This is a genomic window from Paraburkholderia caribensis (assembly GCF_002902945.1).
Lineage (GTDB): Bacteria > Pseudomonadota > Gammaproteobacteria > Burkholderiales > Burkholderiaceae > Paraburkholderia > Paraburkholderia caribensis.
This window is the reverse complement of sequence record NZ_CP026102.1, coordinates 1,249,221-1,266,947: the sequence shown is the minus strand read 5'-3', so window position 1 is coordinate 1,266,947 and position 17,727 is coordinate 1,249,221. Positions and strand designations below refer to the sequence as shown.

General features: G+C 65.7%; 18 protein-coding genes. 7 read left to right on the top strand and 11 right to left on the bottom strand.

Features of this window, described 5'->3' with window-relative positions; all coding sequences use genetic code 11:
- Positions 1 to 2 precede the first annotated feature (2 nt).
- Positions 3 to 725 carry a peptide-methionine (S)-S-oxide reductase MsrA gene (msrA, locus tag C2L66_RS22115; RefSeq protein ID WP_054934758.1) on the top strand — a complete coding sequence of 241 codons (723 nt, stop codon included), beginning with the start codon at positions 3 to 5 and terminating at the stop codon, positions 723 to 725.
- Positions 726 to 755: 30 nt separating this feature from the next.
- Here msrA and C2L66_RS22110 read toward each other — a convergent pair whose 3' ends face one another.
- From C2L66_RS22110 to C2L66_RS22100, 3 genes are all read right to left on the bottom strand, one after another.
- Positions 756 to 1,691: an aldo/keto reductase gene (locus C2L66_RS22110; RefSeq protein ID WP_054934757.1), complete on the bottom strand. Its 936-nt coding sequence runs from the start codon at positions 1,689 to 1,691 to the stop codon at positions 756 to 758.
- A gap of 10 nt (positions 1,692 to 1,701) precedes the next feature.
- A complete protein-coding gene (locus C2L66_RS22105; protein WP_035989566.1) occupies positions 1,702 to 2,103 on the bottom strand; it encodes a RidA family protein in 402 nt (133 codons plus the stop codon).
- Between the two features lie 920 nt (positions 2,104 to 3,023).
- The gene (locus C2L66_RS22100) at positions 3,024 to 4,139 is read right to left on the bottom strand and encodes an MBL fold metallo-hydrolase (protein WP_060602913.1); all 1,116 of its coding nucleotides are present in this window, start codon (positions 4,137 to 4,139) and stop codon (positions 3,024 to 3,026) included.
- A gap of 85 nt (positions 4,140 to 4,224) precedes the next feature.
- Here C2L66_RS22100 and C2L66_RS22095 point away from each other — a divergent pair, with 85 nt between their 5' ends.
- Entirely contained in the window at positions 4,225 to 4,860 is a 636-nt protein-coding gene (locus tag C2L66_RS22095) for a TetR/AcrR family transcriptional regulator (protein ID WP_060602915.1), read from the top strand.
- Positions 4,861 to 4,876: 16 nt separating this feature from the next.
- Here C2L66_RS22095 and C2L66_RS22090 read toward each other — a convergent pair whose 3' ends face one another.
- The 3 genes from C2L66_RS22090 to C2L66_RS22080 are packed head-to-tail and all read right to left on the bottom strand — an operon-like array spanning position 4,877 to position 7,292.
- On the bottom strand, positions 4,877 to 5,533 hold the full coding sequence (locus C2L66_RS22090) for a glycosyltransferase family 2 protein (protein WP_060602916.1): 657 nt from the start codon (positions 5,531 to 5,533) through the stop codon (positions 4,877 to 4,879).
- Positions 5,530 to 6,129, bottom strand: coding sequence for a class I SAM-dependent methyltransferase (locus tag C2L66_RS22085; RefSeq protein ID WP_054934747.1), 600 nt, complete (start codon positions 6,127 to 6,129; stop codon positions 5,530 to 5,532). The genes C2L66_RS22090 and C2L66_RS22085 overlap by 4 nt, the downstream gene beginning before the upstream one ends.
- 11 nt (positions 6,130 to 6,140) lie before the next feature.
- A complete protein-coding gene (locus C2L66_RS22080) occupies positions 6,141 to 7,292 on the bottom strand; it encodes an acyl-CoA dehydrogenase family protein (RefSeq protein WP_060606753.1) in 1,152 nt (383 codons plus the stop codon).
- A 292-nt stretch (positions 7,293 to 7,584) separates the two neighbouring features.
- On the opposite strand from C2L66_RS22080, the gene C2L66_RS22075 reads away from it, so the two are divergent.
- Positions 7,585 to 9,159 carry an FAD-dependent oxidoreductase gene (locus C2L66_RS22075; RefSeq protein ID WP_060602919.1) on the top strand — a complete coding sequence of 525 codons (1,575 nt, stop codon included), beginning with the start codon at positions 7,585 to 7,587 and terminating at the stop codon, positions 9,157 to 9,159.
- 116 nt (positions 9,160 to 9,275) lie between these two features.
- On the opposite strand, the gene C2L66_RS22070 is transcribed toward C2L66_RS22075, so the two are convergent.
- Both C2L66_RS22070 and C2L66_RS22065 read right to left on the bottom strand, forming a co-directional pair.
- Positions 9,276 to 9,512 carry a hypothetical protein gene (locus C2L66_RS22070; protein WP_148654588.1) on the bottom strand — a complete coding sequence of 79 codons (237 nt, stop codon included), beginning with the start codon at positions 9,510 to 9,512 and terminating at the stop codon, positions 9,276 to 9,278.
- An 84-nt stretch (positions 9,513 to 9,596) separates the two neighbouring features.
- The gene (locus tag C2L66_RS22065) at positions 9,597 to 9,803 is read right to left on the bottom strand and encodes a hypothetical protein (protein WP_148654589.1); all 207 of its coding nucleotides are present in this window, start codon (positions 9,801 to 9,803) and stop codon (positions 9,597 to 9,599) included.
- Between the two features lie 165 nt (positions 9,804 to 9,968).
- Between C2L66_RS22065 and C2L66_RS22060 the strand changes: the two genes are divergently transcribed.
- The 3 genes from C2L66_RS22060 (at position 9,969) to C2L66_RS40750 (ending at position 13,127) form a co-directional block, all read left to right on the top strand.
- The gene (locus tag C2L66_RS22060; RefSeq protein ID WP_060606756.1) at positions 9,969 to 12,149 is read left to right on the top strand and encodes a VTT domain-containing protein; all 2,181 of its coding nucleotides are present in this window, start codon (positions 9,969 to 9,971) and stop codon (positions 12,147 to 12,149) included.
- Positions 12,146 to 12,895, top strand: coding sequence for an endonuclease/exonuclease/phosphatase family protein (locus tag C2L66_RS22055; RefSeq protein WP_060602924.1), 750 nt, complete (start codon positions 12,146 to 12,148; stop codon positions 12,893 to 12,895). Before C2L66_RS22060 ends, C2L66_RS22055 begins: the two co-directional genes overlap by 4 nt.
- 73 nt (positions 12,896 to 12,968) lie before the next feature.
- Positions 12,969 to 13,127, top strand: a complete 159-nt coding sequence (locus C2L66_RS40750; protein WP_156516684.1) for a hypothetical protein — start codon at positions 12,969 to 12,971, stop codon at positions 13,125 to 13,127.
- Between the two features lie 92 nt (positions 13,128 to 13,219).
- On the opposite strand, the gene C2L66_RS22050 is transcribed toward C2L66_RS40750, so the two are convergent.
- Both C2L66_RS22050 and C2L66_RS22045 read right to left on the bottom strand, forming a co-directional pair.
- Positions 13,220 to 13,843: a hypothetical protein gene (locus C2L66_RS22050; protein WP_060602927.1), complete on the bottom strand. Its 624-nt coding sequence runs from the start codon at positions 13,841 to 13,843 to the stop codon at positions 13,220 to 13,222.
- 89 nt (positions 13,844 to 13,932) lie between these two features.
- On the bottom strand, positions 13,933 to 14,334 hold the full coding sequence (locus tag C2L66_RS22045; RefSeq protein WP_082670382.1) for a chemotaxis protein: 402 nt from the start codon (positions 14,332 to 14,334) through the stop codon (positions 13,933 to 13,935).
- A gap of 185 nt (positions 14,335 to 14,519) precedes the next feature.
- Here C2L66_RS22045 and C2L66_RS22040 point away from each other — a divergent pair, with 185 nt between their 5' ends.
- Positions 14,520 to 15,209, top strand: a complete 690-nt coding sequence (locus C2L66_RS22040; RefSeq protein WP_060606759.1) for a UdgX family uracil-DNA binding protein — start codon at positions 14,520 to 14,522, stop codon at positions 15,207 to 15,209.
- A 25-nt stretch (positions 15,210 to 15,234) separates the two neighbouring features.
- Here the strand turns inward: C2L66_RS22040 and C2L66_RS22035 are convergent, their stop codons facing one another.
- A complete protein-coding gene (locus tag C2L66_RS22035) occupies positions 15,235 to 17,667 on the bottom strand; it encodes a hybrid sensor histidine kinase/response regulator (RefSeq protein ID WP_060602929.1) in 2,433 nt (810 codons plus the stop codon).
- Positions 17,668 to 17,727: the final 60 nt, after the last annotated feature.

Below are 17,727 nucleotides of genomic sequence, written 5' to 3'. Positions count from 1 at the left end.
CCGTGAACAAGAAACTCATCGCAAGCGCATTGGGCTGGACCCGGATTGCGGCGTTCGTCGCCATCGGCGCGGGCGCCATTGCGTGGCAACACGTTGCGTCGGCGGAACAGGCGGTGCGGATTCCGCCGCCCGCGCAAGACGAAAAAGCGGGCAGCGCGCACACGGAAACGGCCGTCTTCGCGGGCGGCTGCTTCTGGGGCGTTCAGGGCGTGTACGAACACGTCAAGGGCGTGAAGCAGGTCGCGTCGGGCTACGCGGGCGGCGCGGCGAACACCGCGCAGTACGAGACCGTGAGCGGCGGCGACACAGGGCACGCGGAGTCGGTGCAGATCACGTATGACCCGACGCAGATCACCTATGGCCGGCTGCTGCAGATCTTCTTCTCGGTCGCCCACAATCCAACCCAGTTGAACTACCAGGGACCGGATCACGGCACGCAGTATCGTTCGGTGGTGTTTCCGCAAAATGCCGGGCAGCGAGTCATCGCGCAGGCTTATATCGCGCAGTTGAACGGCGCGAAGGTGTTTTCCGCGCCGATCGTCACGAAGATCGAGGACTTCAAGGGCTTTTATCCTGCCGAGCAGTACCACCAGAACTATCTGGTGCTGCACCCGGACTCGCCGTACATCGCGATCAACGATCTGCCGAAGATCGATTATCTGAAGAAGATGTTCCCGGATGTCTATCGCAGCGATCCCGTGTTGCTGAAGGCGTCGGCTTCGTGATGGCGCCGCGCCGCGCGTCGTGATTGTCTACTACCCGCCGACGGCTTCGACAATCTGCTTGCACATCGCCTTGTCGGGGTATGGACCCACGCCTGCGTGCACGTTATCGGCCATGTACTCGGGGCGTCCCGTGCCGGGAATCACGACGGTGACGGCGGGTTGCGCGAGCACGAATTTCAGCAGCAGTTGCGCCCACGACACGCAGCCGATGTCGTTGGCCCACGCAGGCAGCGGCGTCTTGCTGACGCGCGACAGCAGCCCGCCGCCGCCGAACGGCTGATTGATCACGACGGCGATGCCGAGGTCGCGTGCGAGCGGCAGGATGCGCTGCCCGGCATCGCGATCGTCGGCTGCGTAGTTGATCTGCACGAAGTCGGGCTTTTCGCTGCGCATCACGCTGGCGACGTCATCGAACGCGCCGGACGTGTAGTGCGTGATACCGATATAGCGAACGCGCCCACGCGCTTTCCAGTCGCGCAGCGTGGCGAGCTGCGTGCGCCAGTCGACGAGGTTGTGGACCTGCATCAGGTCGATTGTCGACTGTTGCAGGCGGCGCATCGACTCTTCCATCTGCGCGATGCCTGCGGCTTTGCCTTGCGTCCACACCTTGGTCGCGACGAACGCCTTGTGGTGCGCGTCGAGCCGCGTGAGCAGCGTGCCGGCGACGGCTTCGGACGAGCCGTACATCGGGGACGAGTCGATTGCCGAGCCGCCCGCTGCGAACAGCACTTTCAGCACGTCGGCGAGCCGCGCCTGGCCGTTCGGATCGTCGCCGACGTCGAAGGTGCGCCAGGTGCCGCAGCCGACCACGGGTAAGGGCTCGCCTGTCGATGGAATGGCGCGCCGTTCCATGCGTGGGGGCGGTTTTTGCTGGGCGGCGCCCAGCGACGGAATGGACATCGCGAGGGGCAGCGTTAGCGCGCGCTGCAGGAAATCGCGGCGCGCGGACGGTCGACGGGAACGCATCGACTTTGCGTCAGCCCGGACGGCGCGCGATGAAGTCGATCTCGACGAGTGCGTCGCGTGCGAGACCGGTTACGCCGACGCAGGTGCGCGCGGGCAGCCGTCCCGGCGGGAAATGCGCGGCGTAGACGGCGTTCATGGTTGCGTAGTCGCGTTTGAATTCAGTGAGGAAGATACGCGCCGACACGACGTGTTCGAGGCCGAGACCGATGCCCTTGAGGACCAGCACGAGGTTGTCCATGACGCGTTTGGTTTGCGCGGCGACGCCCTCGGGCAGGGGGGCTGTGTCGTCGTCTGGGGAGGTGGGCATCTGGCCCGTGACGAAGACCCAGCCGCCTGATTCCGTTGCATGGGAGAAAGGGCCGACCGGCGTCGGCGCGCCTTCGATCATCCAGAACTGGGTGGGTTCGGTCATGGTTTTTGTGCTCCTGGTTGGGGGTTCGTGGATGCGCTGATGGGCTTTGGTTTTCGTGATGCTATACCTTAGCGTGGATATTTTTTTTGGTGGGGATTTTGGTCTGCGACGCGTTTGGGGTGGTTTGGCTGTGTTTGCGCTGGCATCCGCGTTATCGCTGGCATCCGCGTTACGTTAGCTCGCTTCAGGCGTCGCCCCTGTGCGGGGCGGCACCTACTTTTCTTTGCCGCCGCAAAGAAAAGTAGGCAAAAGAAAGCGGCTCACACCGCCAGCGCTTGACCTTTGTCCACGGGCCCCCAACGTCCCCACACTTCACACGGCAACGCCCTGGTTGCTGCCCGTTGCCAGCGCTTTGAACAGGCGCCTCACCCGCTTCGAATACCCGTACCCTGTCAGGCGGCAACGAATGGTTTGCGCTGCCCAGGTGGCAAACTGTGTGTAGGTTGTCGCGTCGTATAGCTTGGCGCTCTTACCGGGTGGGACGCGTGTGCTAACGGTCCGGAGTGAGGCGTGTGAGGCACTACGGCCTACACACAGTTTGCCACCTGGGCGGCCGTGGACTGTCTGGCGCGGCGTGCTGAAACGCGGGGGATATGAAGCGGGTGAGGCGCTCTTTCAGAGCGCTTGCAACGAACGTGGGTCACGTGGCTGCCGTGTGAAGCGTAAGAACCTTTGGGGGCCCTCAGGCAAGAATTAGCGCTGGCGGTGTGAGCCGCTTTCTTTTGCCTACTTTTCTTTGCGGCGGCAAAGAAAAGTAGGTGCCGCCCCGCACAGGGGCGACGCCTGAAGCACGCTAACAATTCGCGGATGCCAGCGAAAACGCGATTCGCGGATGCCAGCGCAAATACCGAAACACCAAAACCGCGAACCCCAGCGCAAAAGCAAGCAAACCACCCCAACGCGTCGCAGACAAAAAAAAATCACTCCACCCTGGCAGCCCGACAAAAAACCCGCCGCGCCGCCTTAGGCGCACCAACCTCAACAACATCCCGCCACCACCGCTCCCCGCGATGCGGCGCATCCAGATCAACCCTCTCCCCCATACGGGGCGTCGAAAGCGCAATACCGCGCGCAGCGGCCAGCCCTACGACACGCTCGAACGGCTCCTGCCACCGATGCATCGCCAGATCAAAAGTCCCGTTATGAATCGGCACCAGCCAGCGACCACGCAAATCGACATGCGCCTGCACCGTATCGTCGGGTTGCATATGCACGTAAGGCCATTGCGCGTCATACGCGCCCGTCTCCATCAAGGTCACATCGAACGGCCCGAGCCGCTCGCCAATCGCCTTGAAACCATCGAAGTACCCGGTGTCACCACTAAAAAACACCCGCAAGTCACCGTCGACAATCACCCACGACGCCCACAGCGTGCTATTCCCGTCGAACAGACTACGCCCCGAAAAATGCTGCGAAGGCGTCGCCGTCAACCGCACGCCGTCGATCTCAACACCCTGCCACCAGTCGAACTGCCGCACCTTCGACGCATCGATGCCCCACTCGATCAACCGGTCGCCAACCCCGAGCGGCGTCAGAAACACGCCCGTCGTTTCGGCCAGCGCAAGCACCGTCTCGCGATCCAGATGATCATAGTGATCGTGCGACAGAATCACACCGCGCAACGGCGGCAACGCATCGCGCGCGATCGGCGGCGCATGGAAACGCTTCGGCCCCATCCGTTTGAACGGCGACGCGCGTTCCGCAAATACCGGATCGGTCAGCCAGAACTGGCCGCGCAGCTTGAGCAGCATCGTCGAATGACCAAGACGGAACAGGCTCCTGTCCGGCGCGGCATCGAGGTCCGCGCGCGTCAGCGCATCGACGGGCAAAGCGCCGGACGGCTCAGTGCCGCGCGGCTTGTTGAAGATCACATTCCACGCAATCCGCAACGTCTTGCCCAATCCCTCGACAGGGCGCGGCTTCACATTGCGAAAGCGCTCGCCATCGTGCTGCGGCGACATGCTCGACAACGCACGGCTGCGCTGCGCCGCCGCGAATCCCAAAACCTGATTGATGGAGCCGATGATCGATTTCATACGAAGCGTCACTCGCGACAGAATGTAGACTGCACAGTGTAGTTTATTATCTCGAAAAGTAAACCCATCGGTGTAAAATTAGCCGATGGACGACAGCACCAACCTTCCCCGTCTGACCGACCGCAAACGCGCGGCCGTCATCGAAGCGGCCATCGACGAATTTCGCGCGGCCGGTTTCGACGCGACCAGCATGGACCGGATCGCCGCGCGCGCGAGCGTGTCGAAGCGCACCGTGTACAACCACTTTCCCAGCAAGGAGGCGCTGTTCGCGGCGATCCTTCAGCAGCTATGGGACGCCAGCAAGGCAGGCGATGCGCCCGGCTATCGCGCGGACCTGCCGTTGCGCCCGCAATTGATCGAACTGCTCGCACAGAAACTGCGGCTGCTGAACGACGAGGCATTCATGTCGCTCGCGCGGGTCGCGATCGCGGCGGGCATTCATTCGCCGGAGCGCGCGCGGGACATGGTGGCGCGTATCGGTGAACGCGAGGAAGGACTGACCGTGTGGATACGCGCAGCCGCCTCCGATGGCAGGCTCGATACGCCGAACCCGGCGTTCGCCGCGCAGCAGTTGCATGGTCTGGTGAAGGGCTTCGCGTTCTGGCCGCAAGTGACGATGGGCCAGCCGTCGCTGACGGCGGAGGAACAGAAGCAGGTCGCCGAGTCGTCGGCGGATATGTTTCTGGCGCGCTACAGGGCGGCTTCGAACGGCACGGACTGATACCGCACATCCTGCATCATTCGTGCGCCATCAGCCCCTGCAGCGTATCCCCGAACCCGCCCCGCACCTTGGAGGCAATCCGCGCGCTCGTCACCACACGCGGCGCCGCGCTCCACGCGATCCGCGCCCCCGTCTCGACCAGCAGTCCCACCAGCGCGACATCCTCGCTGCACGTGAGCGGCGGAAATCCGCCGACGCGGCAATACGCTCGCGCCGACACGCCGAGATTCGCGCCATGAATATGCCGATGGCCATCCGCATTCATGTACGCGCGATAAAACGCTTCGCGGGTTAGTGCATCGTGCTCGCGCCAGTCTTCGACGAGCACGGGACCGCACACTGCTTCCGCATCGAGCGCAAGTTGCGCGACCAGCCAGTCCGGCGCGACCCGGCTGTCGGCATCGGTGAACGCGAGCCAGCGCACGCCCTGCTCGATCAGCGTCGCCGCGCCCGCTGCCCGCGCCTTGCCGACGTTGCGCACATCGAGCGTCAATGCATGAGTGTCGAAGCAGCGCGCAATCGACTCAGACCGGTCCGTGCAACTATCGAGCGCCACGACGATCTTCACCCGCTCGCCGCGCAACTCCGGATGCGCAGCCGCGATCCGCGCCGCCTGCAGGCAATCGGCGAGCAGTTCCTCTTCGTCGTGCGCGGGTATCACGATGCCGATCATACGAGCCCCTCGCCCTGCGCAACCGAATGCCCGTCCTTCGACCACACGTCCAGCAGCAGATCGTGCTCCGCGTGTTGCACGAGCCGGTTCAGCGCGGGCAGTGCGTCGAAGCTCGCGTGGACAGCGTCGGCGGTTTGCAGCCTGCCTTCGAACGGGTGACGCCAGTGACACGCGACCAGCGTGCCGTCCGCCGTCAACGATGCGCACGCGCGCCGCGCCAGTTCGGCCGTCGCTTCGCGCGACAGGTAATAGCACAACTCGCCGATCACGATCAGATCGAAACTCGCGTCGGGCCATTGGTCCGGCATCGCGCGCGGTTCGACGGTGACGTTGGGCAGTCCTGCAAGACGTTCGCGCGCGAGACGCACGGCGTGATCGCTGATGTCGCACGCATACAGGCTATCGCAACGCTGCGCGAGCAGCGCGGACAACTCCCCGTTCGAACACGCCGGTTCGAAGCCCGACCGGTAGCGCTCGCGCGGCAGCGCCGCGATGGTCAGCCAGCGCTTGCGGCGCTCATACCAGCTTGCGCGATAGTCCCAGGGGTCGTCGTCCTGTCGGTACAGATCGTCGAAATAGGCGGCGGGAAAAGTCATGCGCGGGAACCTCAGTCGCGTCCAGGATGAAGTCCAAGGTTCCACGTCTCGCCCGCTTCGTCGTCGAGCAGCGTCCGGCCCAGTGCGCACTCGTCGCGCTCCGCATGGCTCTGGCGCAGAAACACAGGCAGATCCGCAATCGCGCGTGCGAACCACGGGTCCGTGCAGAACGGAACGGCGCCGAGCGCGCGCGACACATGCTGCATCACCTGTTCCGCGGCCTGCTCGACGGCGACGCGCACACGCAACGCGCATTGCTGCGCGTCGTCGCGCGGATGCGCGTCGATCCATGCCGCCGACTCGCGCAGCAGCGCGGCCACGGCGGATAGTTCGGCATCGGCGGCACCCAGATGCGCGCACGCGTGGGGCTCGTCGCGACGCTTGACGCTATCGCGCAGAATCGATGCGAGCGCCGCCGCACCGCCGTACCAGCAGGCCGCAATGCCCGCGCCGCCATGCCAGAAGCCCGGGCGCGACAGATACGCGCCGGCGCCGCCGACCTGCACGGCGCGCGCGCCATCGAAGCGCACGCTGCTCGTGCCCGTCGCGCGCATGCCGACGGCTTGCCAGCCGCCCGGATCGACGGCGATGGCAGCTTGCGACAGTTCGACGGCAGCCAACACCGGCTCGTCGCCGCGCCATGCCGTGACCAACGCATGCGTGACATGCGGCGCGCCCGAACACCAGGGCTTGGTGCCTTCGAGCGTCAGCGCGTTGCCGCCCGCCGCATGCGCGATCAGCTTCGCGTTCGGCGGCTCGGCAGCCCACACGGCCCAGCTGCCGTCGTCCGCGAGGTCGCAGCGCCCCAATTCCGCGAGGATGGCGAGCGCGTCGGTGTGCCCTTCGTAGAGTTTCGCCAGCGACAGATCGCACGCCGCAACGGCAGCGAGACCGCGCCAGCGCGTCGCCGTTTCGCCCCGGCCCGGCAGCGGCAGCCAGTCCATGCCGCGCGCCCGCAAGGCGTCGAGCGTGGCCGCGCGGCTGGCTGCCTGTTCGTCACCGAAGCGCACGTTCGCCAGATAACGCTCGAGGGCAGGCACGAGCGCATAACGTCTCGGCTCGATGTCGGCGTCCGGTTCCTCGTCGGAAAGACGCAGCCCGCTGTTGATGTACCACGCAGCGGGCGCGGCGCGCCGCAGGGGATCGTGGCCGATATCGTTCATGCAAACCTCCATCGCAAGCCTGGTGAGAGTGTTGGGTCCGTCGATACACCCGTCGATCGGACAGGTGCCTTACGAGCGACGACGCAAGCGGCATGCCCATGCAACGCCGCCTGCGCCGTTCCGACGTAAGCTGTCGTTGGACGTCTGCGGATGCCAGGCGCGACACGGCATGCCGATTGCACCCTTGATCGCACCCGTTATCGAAGCGCAACCCGGAAAAACGCGCTTCGGCAATCGCACTTCGCGCGAGTGGCGGCATGCGCCGCGCGCCCGGTCTCCAACGAGGAAAACAATGGCCACGAACCCAAACACCAGCATGCAAAAGGTCGCCCTGCTCTCCGACCTCGCCGACCCAGGCATGAAGCGCGTCGAGGTGAACGGCACGCAAGTCCTGCTGATACGCCGCGGCGACACCGTGCATGCATACAGCGCCGATTGTCCGCATGCGGGCGCGCCACTCGAACAGGGCGCGCTGTGCAACGGGCGGCTCATCTGTCCGTGGCACAAGGGAACCTTCGACATCGAGACGGGCGCACTCGTCGAACCGCCCGCGCTGCTGCCGTTGACGCGCTATCCGGCGCGCGTCGAACAGGACGACGTGCTCGTCGACGCCAACGCGGAGCCGTCGAAGCCCGCCACATCCACGGCTGCGGACAAGCGCACGTTCGCCATCGTCGGCGCGGGAGCGGCAGGCGCGGCCGCCTGTGCGGCGCTGCGCGAAGCGGGCTTTGCGGGACGCATCGCGCTGATCGATCGCGAGGCGCGCACGCCCTACGACCGCACGGTGCTGAGCAAATTCGTGCCGTCCGGCGAGATGGCGCCCGATAAGATTCCGCCGCTGCTGCCCGACGATTTCTTCGCCGCCCATTCGATAGACGTGATTCAGGCCGAGGTCACCACGCTCGATGCGACGGCGCGGCGCATCGACATCGGCAGCGCGCCTTCCCTTCACTACGACGCGGCCCTCGTTGCAACGGGCGGCATACCAAAGCGGCTGTCACTGCAAGGCGCCGATGCAGCCGGCGTGAAGTCGCGCATCTGCCTGCTGCGCAATCGCGACGACGCGCGACATCTGGTCGAGACGGCCGCGCAAGGGCAGCACGCGCTCGTGCTGGGCGCGAGTTTCATCGGACTGGAAGTCGCGTCGGCGCTGCGCGAGCGCAAGCTGCGCGTGACGGTCGTCGCGCCCGGCAACGTGCCGTTCGAAAAACAGTTCGGCCCGGAAATCGGCAGGCTGTTCATGCGCCTGCATGAAGTGCACGGTGTACGCGTGCGCATGGGCCATCACGCGCGTTCCGTGGCGGCGGGCGGCGCTGACGGCGCATTGCGCGTGACGCTCGACAGCGGCGAAGCGCTGGCATGCGATTTCGTCGTCGCGGGTGTCGGCATGACCCCGGCGACGGATTTCATCGAAGGGGTGAAGCGCAACGACGACAGGAGCATCAACGTCGATCTGTCGATGCGCGCAGCCGACGATCTCTATGCAGCGGGCGACATCGCGCGCTTCGAGTGGCCATCGCCCGGCAGCGAGCGCGTACGGATCGAGCATTGGCGCGTTGCGCAACAGCATGCGCGCATCGCGGCGCACGCCATGCTCGGCATGCCGCCCAGGGAACCGTACGTGCCGTACTTCTGGACGTATCACTTCGGCAAGACGTTCGAGTATCTCGGCCATGCGAAACACTGGGATCAGACGAAGTTCACGGGAACGCCGGATACCTTCGAATTTATCGCGCTGCTCGGCGAGAAGGGAAAGCTGGTGGCGGCTATCGGTTGCAATCGCGAGAAGCAGACGGGCATGCTCGTGGAAGCGATGCGCCACTCACTGAGTCTCGCCGACGCGATGAACATTGCCGAGTCCGCCTGAGCGGAAGCGTCGATGTAGATCGCGCCGTGCATCGCGATTCGTACGTCATGATTCGTACGTCATGCGATGCACGGTGTGGAGTAACGCGGCGCAACGGCTGCGCTGCGCGTCCGCCATCAGCTGCTATGCGAAGGATGCCCGCCGGCGCCCGGCGGCTCCGGCCGATCTCCGCTCCCCAGCGGCACCTCGGCCGTTTGTTTCGGATGCGGATTCGAGCGCGGCGGATTGGTCGCCTTCGCGGTTTCCGTCGGCTCGCCAGGCTCCGTTGTCGTGCCTGTGCGTCGTGCGTCGTCCTGCTCTTGCGGATGCTTTTCGTCCATCTGTGTGCCCCCTGGCCGCAAAGCCGTAGTCATGATAGAAGCCGTACCCGCGCGGGAATATCTACATGCGGGCGTGGAAGGATTGCATGCCTGCACGCGAAGCGTACCTTTCGCGCTTCAAGGCTGGCGCTGACCGCCCTGATGCTCAGGTGGCTTCTGGTTCTGCGGTTGTTGTCCGCCATCGCGAGTCGGCTGGTGCGGATTCGCGGGATGATTCGGTGCTGCCTTCGGTGCTTGCTTCGGTGATGCCTGATGCGTGCTGATCGCCTGTTTCATGGTCTTGTCCTCTTCGAAGTGGAACACGCGTCGCGTGTCGCGTGACACGCTTGCGCGTCCTTCATGCGGCAAGCGGCGTTCCTGTCGGCGCATGTGACGCGTCCCTCGCACGCGAGGAACAGCGTTTGCTGCAGATTTCCTGAATGTTCGCGATGGACTCTTTCTTGCATGCGCAACGGCCCGTTGCACGCGAACGAAAAGCACACTTCGACGATGACGCAAACCCCGACCATCACCGCCGCCGCAGCAGAACCGTCGACGATCAACACCCGCGCAGCGCCGGGCCTGCTGCGTGTGAACCGCAACTGCGAATGGCTGGAGCAGGCGCCGCACTTTCGCATCCTGATCGACGCCGCCGACTACTTCTCGACATTGCGTAACGCGATGGCCCGCGCGTGCCACACGATTCATATCGTCGGCTGGGACATCGACAGCCGTTTGCAACTGGTTCCCGGCGGTGCGCCCGATGGTCTTCCCGCCGGTCTCGCCGACTTCCTTTGCGCGCTTGCGGAGCGCAACCGGCATCTGCGCATCCACATCCTCGCGTGGGACTTCGCGATGCTCTACGCGTTCGAGCGCGAATGGCTGCCCGTGTACAAGATGGGCTGGCGCACGCATCGGCGCATCCGCTTCCGGCAGGATGGACGGCATCCCATCGGGGCGTCGCATCATCAGAAGATCGTCGTGATCGACGACGCGCTCGCGTTCGTCGGCGGCATCGATCTCACCAGTTCGCGCTGGGACACGCCCGAGCATCATCCGCACGCGCCCCTGCGCCGCAACGCGGGCGACACGCCCTATCAACCGATGCACGACGTGCAGGCAATGTTCGACGGCCCCGCCGCGCATGCCGTCAGCCGGCTCGTGCGCGAGCGCTGGCGTCTCGCGACGGGCAAGCCGCTCGAGGTCTCGCCTGACTCGAACGGCAACGCCCGTATCTGGCCCGCCGACGTGGCAGCCGATATCGAAGACGTCGAACTCGGCATCTCGCTGACGGAACCGGCGTTCGAAGGACGGCCTCTCGTCGAGCAGATCCAGCAGCTTTACGTCGATGCGATCGCGGCCGCGAAGCACGCCATCTACATCGAGAACCAGTACTTCACGGCGAGCCGCGTCGGTGCCGCGCTCGCCGCGCGTCTCGCGGATGCCGACAGCCCCGACATCGCCGTCGTCGGTCCCGAAAGAACGAGCGGCTGGCTCCAGGAAGCGACGATGGGCGTGCTGCGCGCGCGCCTTCACCGCCTGCTGAAACAGGCCGACGGCCGCCAGCGCTACGCGATGTATGCACCGACCATTGCCGGCATGAGCGGCACGCGCAGTCAGATCATCAACGTGCACAGCAAGCTGATGACCGTCGATAACGACGTCCTGATCGTCGGCAGCGCGAACCTCAACAATCGCTCGATGGTGCTCGACACGGAATGCAACATCACGCTCGAAGCGCGCGGCGATCCGCGCGTGCAGGCCGCCATCGCCTCGGTGCGCAACCGGCTGCTGGCCGAGCACCTCGACGTCGCGCCCGCCGATGTGCAGGCCGCGCTCGACACCCGTCGTCTGAACGACGCCATCGCGCACCTGCGGCACGGCGAACGCACGCTGATGCCGCTCGATCCCGTCATATCCGGCGACCTCGACGAACTGGCTTCGAACGTGTCCGTGCTCGATCCGGAAGCGCCCGTTGCGCCGCATGAACTCGTGCGGCATTTTCTGCCCGAGGAGCGCGGCCGCCCGCTCATGGGCAAACTGCTCGCGCTCGGCTCGCTCGCGCTGATCGTCGTCGCACTCGGTTTGCTGTGGCGCTTTACACCGCTGCGCGATGCGGTCAGCTTCACGGCCCTCGTGCACGGCGCGCAGCGGGTGCACGCGTCGCCGCTCGGGCCGTTTGCGATCGTCGCGATGTATGCGCTCGCGGCGAGCGTCTCGGTGCCCGTCACGCTGCTGATCGCCGTGAGCGGCTTCGTGTTCGGCGCGCTATGGGGCAGTACCTACGCGTTCGCAGGCACGATGATCTCGGCGTGCATTACCTACTATGCCGGGGCGTCGCTCGGTCACGATGCCGTGCGCAAGCTCGCAGGCCGCCGCATCAACCGCATCAGCGAAAAGCTCGGCAAAAAAGGGCTGATTACCGTGCTCGTGCTGCGCGTGGTGCCCGTTGCGCCGTTCACGATCATCAATCTCGCGGCAGGCGCGTCGCATATCTCCCTGCGCGACTATCTGGCGGGCACCGTGCTCGGCATGACGCCGGGCATCGTGCTCGCGACGACCTTCGCCCATCAGCTCGTCGCCGCCGTCCGTCATCCGTCGATGTCGGGGCTCGTGCTCGTCGCGCTGATCGGCGCGGCGTTGATCGGACTGTCGGTCGCGTTGCAACGCTTCTTCGCGCGCCGCTCATGAACGCTATCGCCCCCGGCTTGCGCGAACAGGCGGCTGCCCAGGACGTTCGCGCGTTGCGCATCGCCACCTACAACATCCACGGCACGGTCGGCGCCGACGGCCGCCCGTCGGCGGAACGCATCGCGGGCGTGATCCGCGAACTGGACGCCGATATAGTCGCGTTGCAGGAAGTGCCGCTGGGCGGCAGCTTTGCGCCGAATGCGCTGCCTGTCTTGCGCGAAATGACGGGCATGAACGCGATTGCCGGGCCGACGCTCGATACGCCCGAACGACGCTATGGCAACGCAATCCTTAGCCGGCTGCCCATCTGCGCGACGCGTTCGCTCGATCTGTCGTTCGGCACACGCGAAGCGCGCGGCGCGCTCGACGTCGATGTGGAGACGGACGGCCCCGGTTCGGGATTACGGGTCGTGGCGACCCATCTGGGCCTGTCGGCGCGCGAGCGGCGCGCGCAAATCCGCGCGCTGATTGCCGCATTCGATACGCCGCGCATGCCCGTGCTGCTGATGGGCGACCTCAACGAGTGGTTCGTTTGGGGCCACGCGTTGCGCATGCTCGTTACCCATTTTCGGGCGGCGCCCGCGCCGCGCACCTTTCCGGCGCGCCTGCCCGTGTTCGCGCTGGACCGCATCTGGATGCACCCCGCCGACCGTCTGATCGACGTGACGGTGCACCGCAGCACGCTCGCACGTGCCGCATCGGATCACTTACCGCTGGTCGCGCGGATCGCACGGGAGCATCATTAGAAGTTCGCGGTGAGTGCAGGCGCATCGCTTGCGCGCTCTGCGGCTTCGTTCAACTTTCTTCATGGAGCAGCCAATGGTCAGAAAGAATTACGCCCCGGACGAAAACGCCCCACGTCAACCGTATGCGGATAAGGATGCGGGTGTCGGCATGGGTCGGATCACACTCGACGACGACGATCTCGAGGACGACCTGGACGATGAAGAAGAGGACGATGCGGAAGGCTCCCGCTGACGTCTGGTGAACTGACGGAGACGTAAGAAAAAACGCAGCGCGCGGCGTCATGCCGCGCGCTGCGTTTTTGTTGTCGGGCGATTGAATTTATTTTACGCGTGCCTTTCGGAAGGCCGTTCGGCGGGCCGCTCTACGCGCCCGTCGATGCCGCGCTCGCCTTGTACCGGCTGCACCGGCTGGGTCGGATCGAAGTCGGCCCAGCGGCCCTGCTGCCAGCGCCCCGTAGCGCGCTCGATCGATGTGCCGCCCGCCTCGCGCAGCACGTTCGCGGCCATCTGCTGCGTATCGGGCGTCACGTGCACGGCTAGCAGCACGCCGGAATCGCGCTCTTCATGATGCGCCCGCTCGTGACGGGCGCCCTTGCCGCCGCCGCGCGTCTTGTACATGGCGCCGATCAGCGAGCCGATATACGCGCCGACGCCCGCCGCGATCGCAGACACCAGCACGGGCGCCGAGAATACAGTGAAGATGCCGACCCCGACCACGGCGCCCACGACGGCCCCGATCGTCACGCCGATGCCGGCGCCTTTGGGCGCATCGGTAGCGGCGGCGTCCTTGTTTTCATCGCCGCCGATCGGAAAGCGCGCATGCTGCCCGCGCGGATTGACGAAGAACAGCGACACGTCTTCTTCGACAAAACCCGCTCGAAAAAGCCGCTCGGCGGCCGATTCCGCCGCCGGAAACGTGGTGAATCGTGCGGCAACGATAAGCGACATGATGCCTCCCTGGTTCCAGACTTCGTTCGATAAAGGACGGCGGCGCGCGCCGTCCCGCTATGACGACTTGAGCAAGGCATGCGCCTGGCTCACTTGCGACGTTCGCGTGGTGCGTCGTCGAGGTTCGCGTCTTCGTCGGCGTCTTCACCCGGGGTGTCGGCGAGTTCGTCCGCCATGCCGTCGGCATCTTCTTCGCCCGCCGCGCTGATCACGCGGTCTACTTCGATGTCCTCGTTGTCCTCGAGCGTCGAATCGCCATCGGCGGAGGCGCGTTCGCCTGTACCGAAGCGGTCGGTGTCGCTCGCGAGTTCCGCTTCGCCCGTTTCGAGCGCGTGATTGTCGAGTTCGCCATCGACATCGAATTCATGACGCTTCGCGCCCGCAACGTCGCTGCCGCTATCCGACGAATCGCTCGGCCCGAGCGAGGCGTTGTCGTGTCCCGGCTGCCTGGGCTCGGGGCGTTGTTCGTCATCGGGATTGAGTGTGCTCATGCTGACCTCCACAGTGGGTTGTTCGGGATGCTGCGTCGCTATGAGGCCGCAAGAAGCATTCCGCAATGTCACTCACTGCTCACTTGCCCGTTTGCTCATTGAAGAGCACGGAAGAGAACCGAAGGGAACACGCATTGCTCGCCATGGCTGCATATGCAGCGCGCGCATCTTCGAGCGAAGACGATATGAGCACACGCACACCCGCCCCGCCAGCCGACGACCAATCCGGCCGACCGCAAGCCCCGGCAAAACAAACGCCGCCGATCGACCCCGGCCAGCAGCCAAAGCGCCTCGACGATTGCCGCCGCTGCGCGTTGTGGGCACGCGCGACGCAGGCGGTCGGCGGGACCGGCCCGAAGCACGCGCCGATCATGATGGTGGGCGAGCAACCAGGCGATAAGGAGGATCAACAGGGCAAGCCGTTCGTCGGCCCTGCCGGACAACTGCTCGACGACGCGTTGAAGGAAGCGGGCGTCGCCCGCCACGACGTGTACGTGACGAATGCCGTCAAGCATTTCAAATGGGAACCGCGCGGCAAGCGCCGGATGCACAAGACGCCCGCGCAACGCGAGATCGACGCGTGTCATTACTGGCTGGAGCGCGAACTGGCATCCGTCGGTCCGCGCGCGATCGTCGCACTCGGCGCGACAGCGCTGAAGGCGTTACTGGAGGATCGCGACGCGCGGCTTCAGGCCGTCGTCGGCAAGGTGCTCGAGCACGGCGGGCGCCGCGTCGTGCCGACCTATCATCCATCGTTCGCGCTGCGTGCACCGGATCAAGCGACGCGCGAACGCGCCTATGCCGCCATCGTCGCGGCATTGCGTGAAGCGGGCAAGCTCGCGCGGCGCGAAGCCGCGCGCGATAGCGACGGATGAAGCGCGGCAAGCGAACGGTCCCGCGTCAATGTTGCGCGTCGAGCACGGCCTTCAGTTGCTCGAATGAATAAGGCTTGCGCAACGCCGTCCAGGTGAACGGCAGCGATTCGTCGTGCACAGGCACATCGCGACCCGATGCGAACACGATGTGCCGCGCGGCGTTCATCGCGACCGCCGCGCGTGCGAGGTCGAGGCCCGACATGCCGGGCAGCGTGAGATCGGTCAGCAGCACATCGAACGGATGCAGTTGCAGGCGTTTCAGCGCTTCTTCGGCATTGGCCACGGCGTCCCAGGTATGACCGAGCAGTCCGAGCAGCTCGCACAGCGCATCGCGGCCGTCCCGGTCGTCTTCGACGACGAGAATGTGCAGCTTGCCCGGCGTGTCGCACTGCGCCGCGTCGTGCGTCGCGCGCGCCGGGCCGTCGAACACCTCGCGTATTTTCCGCGCGAGCTGCAAACGGCTATACGGCTTTTGCAGCAGATCGGCGCCGCGCCGCAGTTGCGCGTCGAGCCCCGTCGTGTCTCGCGTATGGCCCGACGTGAACAGCACCTTCAACGACGGCCGTATCAGTCGCGCCTGACGCACCATTTCGGGACTCAACAACGGCCCGGGCATCACGACATCGCTGAACAGCAGATCGACTCTTGCGCCGCTGCGCAAGACGGTCAGCGCCTCGGTCGCGTCGTTGGCCGTCAGCACGCCGTAACCGAGTTGCGACAACATGTCGACCACGGTCAGTTGCACGCGCCGGTCGTCTTCGACGACGAGCACGGTTTCGTCTCCGCGCAGGTCTTTCCCGGACTCGGACGTGGACTGAGCGAGGGGCCGCTCGATGAGCGGATCAGTCGAGCGCGGCAGATAGATCGTCACCGTCGTGCCGACGCCCGGCGTGCTCGCCAGTTCGATGTGCCCGCCGCTTTGCAGCACGAAGCCGTAGGCCATGCTCAGGCCCAGCCCTGTGCCCTGGCCTTCGGGCTTGGTCGTGAAGAACGGATCGAACGCGCGCTCGACGACGTCCGCGCTCATGCCCGCACCGGTGTCGGTGACGGTCATCTTCACGTACTCGCCCGGCTCGACCTGCGCGGCCACGGCGGCTTGCGCGTACAGCACCGCGTTCGACAGCCCGAAGGTCAGCACGCCGCCCTCGGGCATGGCATCGCGCGAATTGATGGCCAGGTTGAGCACGACGCTTTCCAGCTGATGCGTGTCGACCAGCACGTTCCACAGCTCGCCGCTCGCATGCGATTCGTGTACCCGCACCTCGACGCGCTCGCCGAGCGCGCGCCGCAACAGGTCGTCCATGCCGTGCAGCACGCCGCCGAGATCGGTCGTGACGGGTTGCAGCGCCTGGCGGCGCCCGAACGCGAGCAGTTGCGCGGCGAGCTTCGAGCCGCGCTCGACCGCCTCGATGGCGCGGCCGATACGCGCCCGGCTCCACGCATCGTCGTGGCGGGCGCCGAGCAGTTCCAGATTGCCGCGCAGCACTTGCAGCACATTGTTGAAGTCGTGCGCGACGCCGCCCGTCATCTTGCCGAGCGCTTCCATTTTCTGCGACTGAAACAGCGCGTTGCGGGTCTGGTCGAGCAGTTCCGCCGCCTGGCGGCGCTCGGTGATGTCGCGTGTGATTTTCGCGAAGCCGATCAGCACGCCGTTCTCGTCGCGGATCGCGTCGATCACGACGTGCGCCCAGAACCGGCTGCCGTCGCGACGCACGCGCCAGCCTTCGGCCTCCCAGCGGCCTTCGCGCTCGGCCGTCGCGAGGCCGCGCTGCGGCACGCCCGCTGCCGCGTCTTCGGGCGTGTAGAAGCACGAGAAATGCGAGCCGATGATCTGCTCGTCGGTATAGCCCTTGATGCGCCGCGCGCCCGGATTCCAGTTGGTGACGCAGCCTTCCGGCGACAGCATGAAGATCGCGTAGTCGTTCACGCCCTGCACCAGCAGCCGGAAGCGCCGGTCGCTTTCGAGGGCGGCGTCGGTGGCTTTCTTCTTGTCGCTGATGTCGCGCACGACGCGCCCGTAGCCGAGCAGCTCGCCGTCGGGTGCGTAGAGCGCGGTGATGATGACGTTCGCCCAGAACAGGCTGCCGTCCTTGCGCACGCGCCAGCCTTCCATTTCATGGCGGCCGTCTTCACGCGCGCGCTGAAGCCCGAGTTCCGGCAGGCCTGCACGCTGGTCTTCGGCGGTGTACATCACGCGCACGTGCTGGCCGAGAATCTCGTCGGGCCGGTAACCCTGAATCGCTTCGCCGCCACGGTTCCAGCTGATGATGGTGCCGTCCAGGGCCAGCGCAAAAATTGAATAGTCCGTCGTGGATTCGGCCCACAGCCGCAGCCATTCGCTGCTGAAGGCGGCGGGCGCGTTCGTGCCGCTCGCCGCGGCGCTGTGGTCCGCGTGCGGTTCGGGCGGCTCCGCATGCCCGCTTGCCGCGCTGCCGGGGTCCTTGTCGTCGTCGCTCATTGCCTGTTGTCTGCTCTCTCTCTGCGCGGTCATTGTATAAGCACCGGCAGGCTGCCGGCA

What these genes read in the sequence shown, in the direction of transcription:
- C2L66_RS22110 (WP_054934757.1), bottom strand. Translation starts at nt 1,691, where the DNA reads ATGCGTTCCCGTCGACCGTCCGCGCGCCGCGATTTCCTGCAGCGCGCG.
- C2L66_RS22105 (WP_035989566.1), bottom strand. Translation starts at nt 2,103, where the DNA reads ATGACCGAACCCACCCAGTTCTGGATGATCGAAGGCGCGCCGACGCCG.
- C2L66_RS22100 (WP_060602913.1), bottom strand. Translation starts at nt 4,139, where the DNA reads ATGAAATCGATCATCGGCTCCATCAATCAGGTTTTGGGATTCGCGGCG.
- C2L66_RS22095 (WP_060602915.1), top strand. Translation starts at nt 4,225, where the DNA reads ATGGACGACAGCACCAACCTTCCCCGTCTGACCGACCGCAAACGCGCG.
- C2L66_RS22090 (WP_060602916.1), bottom strand. Translation starts at nt 5,533, where the DNA reads ATGATCGGCATCGTGATACCCGCGCACGACGAAGAGGAACTGCTCGCC.
- C2L66_RS22085 (WP_054934747.1), bottom strand. Translation starts at nt 6,129, where the DNA reads ATGACTTTTCCCGCCGCCTATTTCGACGATCTGTACCGACAGGACGAC.
- C2L66_RS22080 (WP_060606753.1), bottom strand. Translation starts at nt 7,292, where the DNA reads ATGAACGATATCGGCCACGATCCCCTGCGGCGCGCCGCGCCCGCTGCG.
- C2L66_RS22075 (WP_060602919.1), top strand. Translation starts at nt 7,585, where the DNA reads ATGGCCACGAACCCAAACACCAGCATGCAAAAGGTCGCCCTGCTCTCC.
- C2L66_RS22070 (WP_148654588.1), bottom strand. Translation starts at nt 9,512, where the DNA reads ATGACTACGGCTTTGCGGCCAGGGGGCACACAGATGGACGAAAAGCAT.
- C2L66_RS22060 (WP_060606756.1), top strand. Translation starts at nt 9,969, where the DNA reads ATGACGCAAACCCCGACCATCACCGCCGCCGCAGCAGAACCGTCGACG.
- C2L66_RS22055 (WP_060602924.1), top strand. Translation starts at nt 12,146, where the DNA reads ATGAACGCTATCGCCCCCGGCTTGCGCGAACAGGCGGCTGCCCAGGAC.
- C2L66_RS40750 (WP_156516684.1), top strand. Translation starts at nt 12,969, where the DNA reads ATGGTCAGAAAGAATTACGCCCCGGACGAAAACGCCCCACGTCAACCG.
- C2L66_RS22050 (WP_060602927.1), bottom strand. Translation starts at nt 13,843, where the DNA reads ATGTCGCTTATCGTTGCCGCACGATTCACCACGTTTCCGGCGGCGGAA.
- C2L66_RS22045 (WP_082670382.1), bottom strand. Translation starts at nt 14,334, where the DNA reads ATGAGCACACTCAATCCCGATGACGAACAACGCCCCGAGCCCAGGCAG.
- C2L66_RS22040 (WP_060606759.1), top strand. Translation starts at nt 14,520, where the DNA reads ATGAGCACACGCACACCCGCCCCGCCAGCCGACGACCAATCCGGCCGA.
- C2L66_RS22035 (WP_060602929.1), bottom strand. Translation starts at nt 17,667, where the DNA reads ATGAGCGACGACGACAAGGACCCCGGCAGCGCGGCAAGCGGGCATGCG.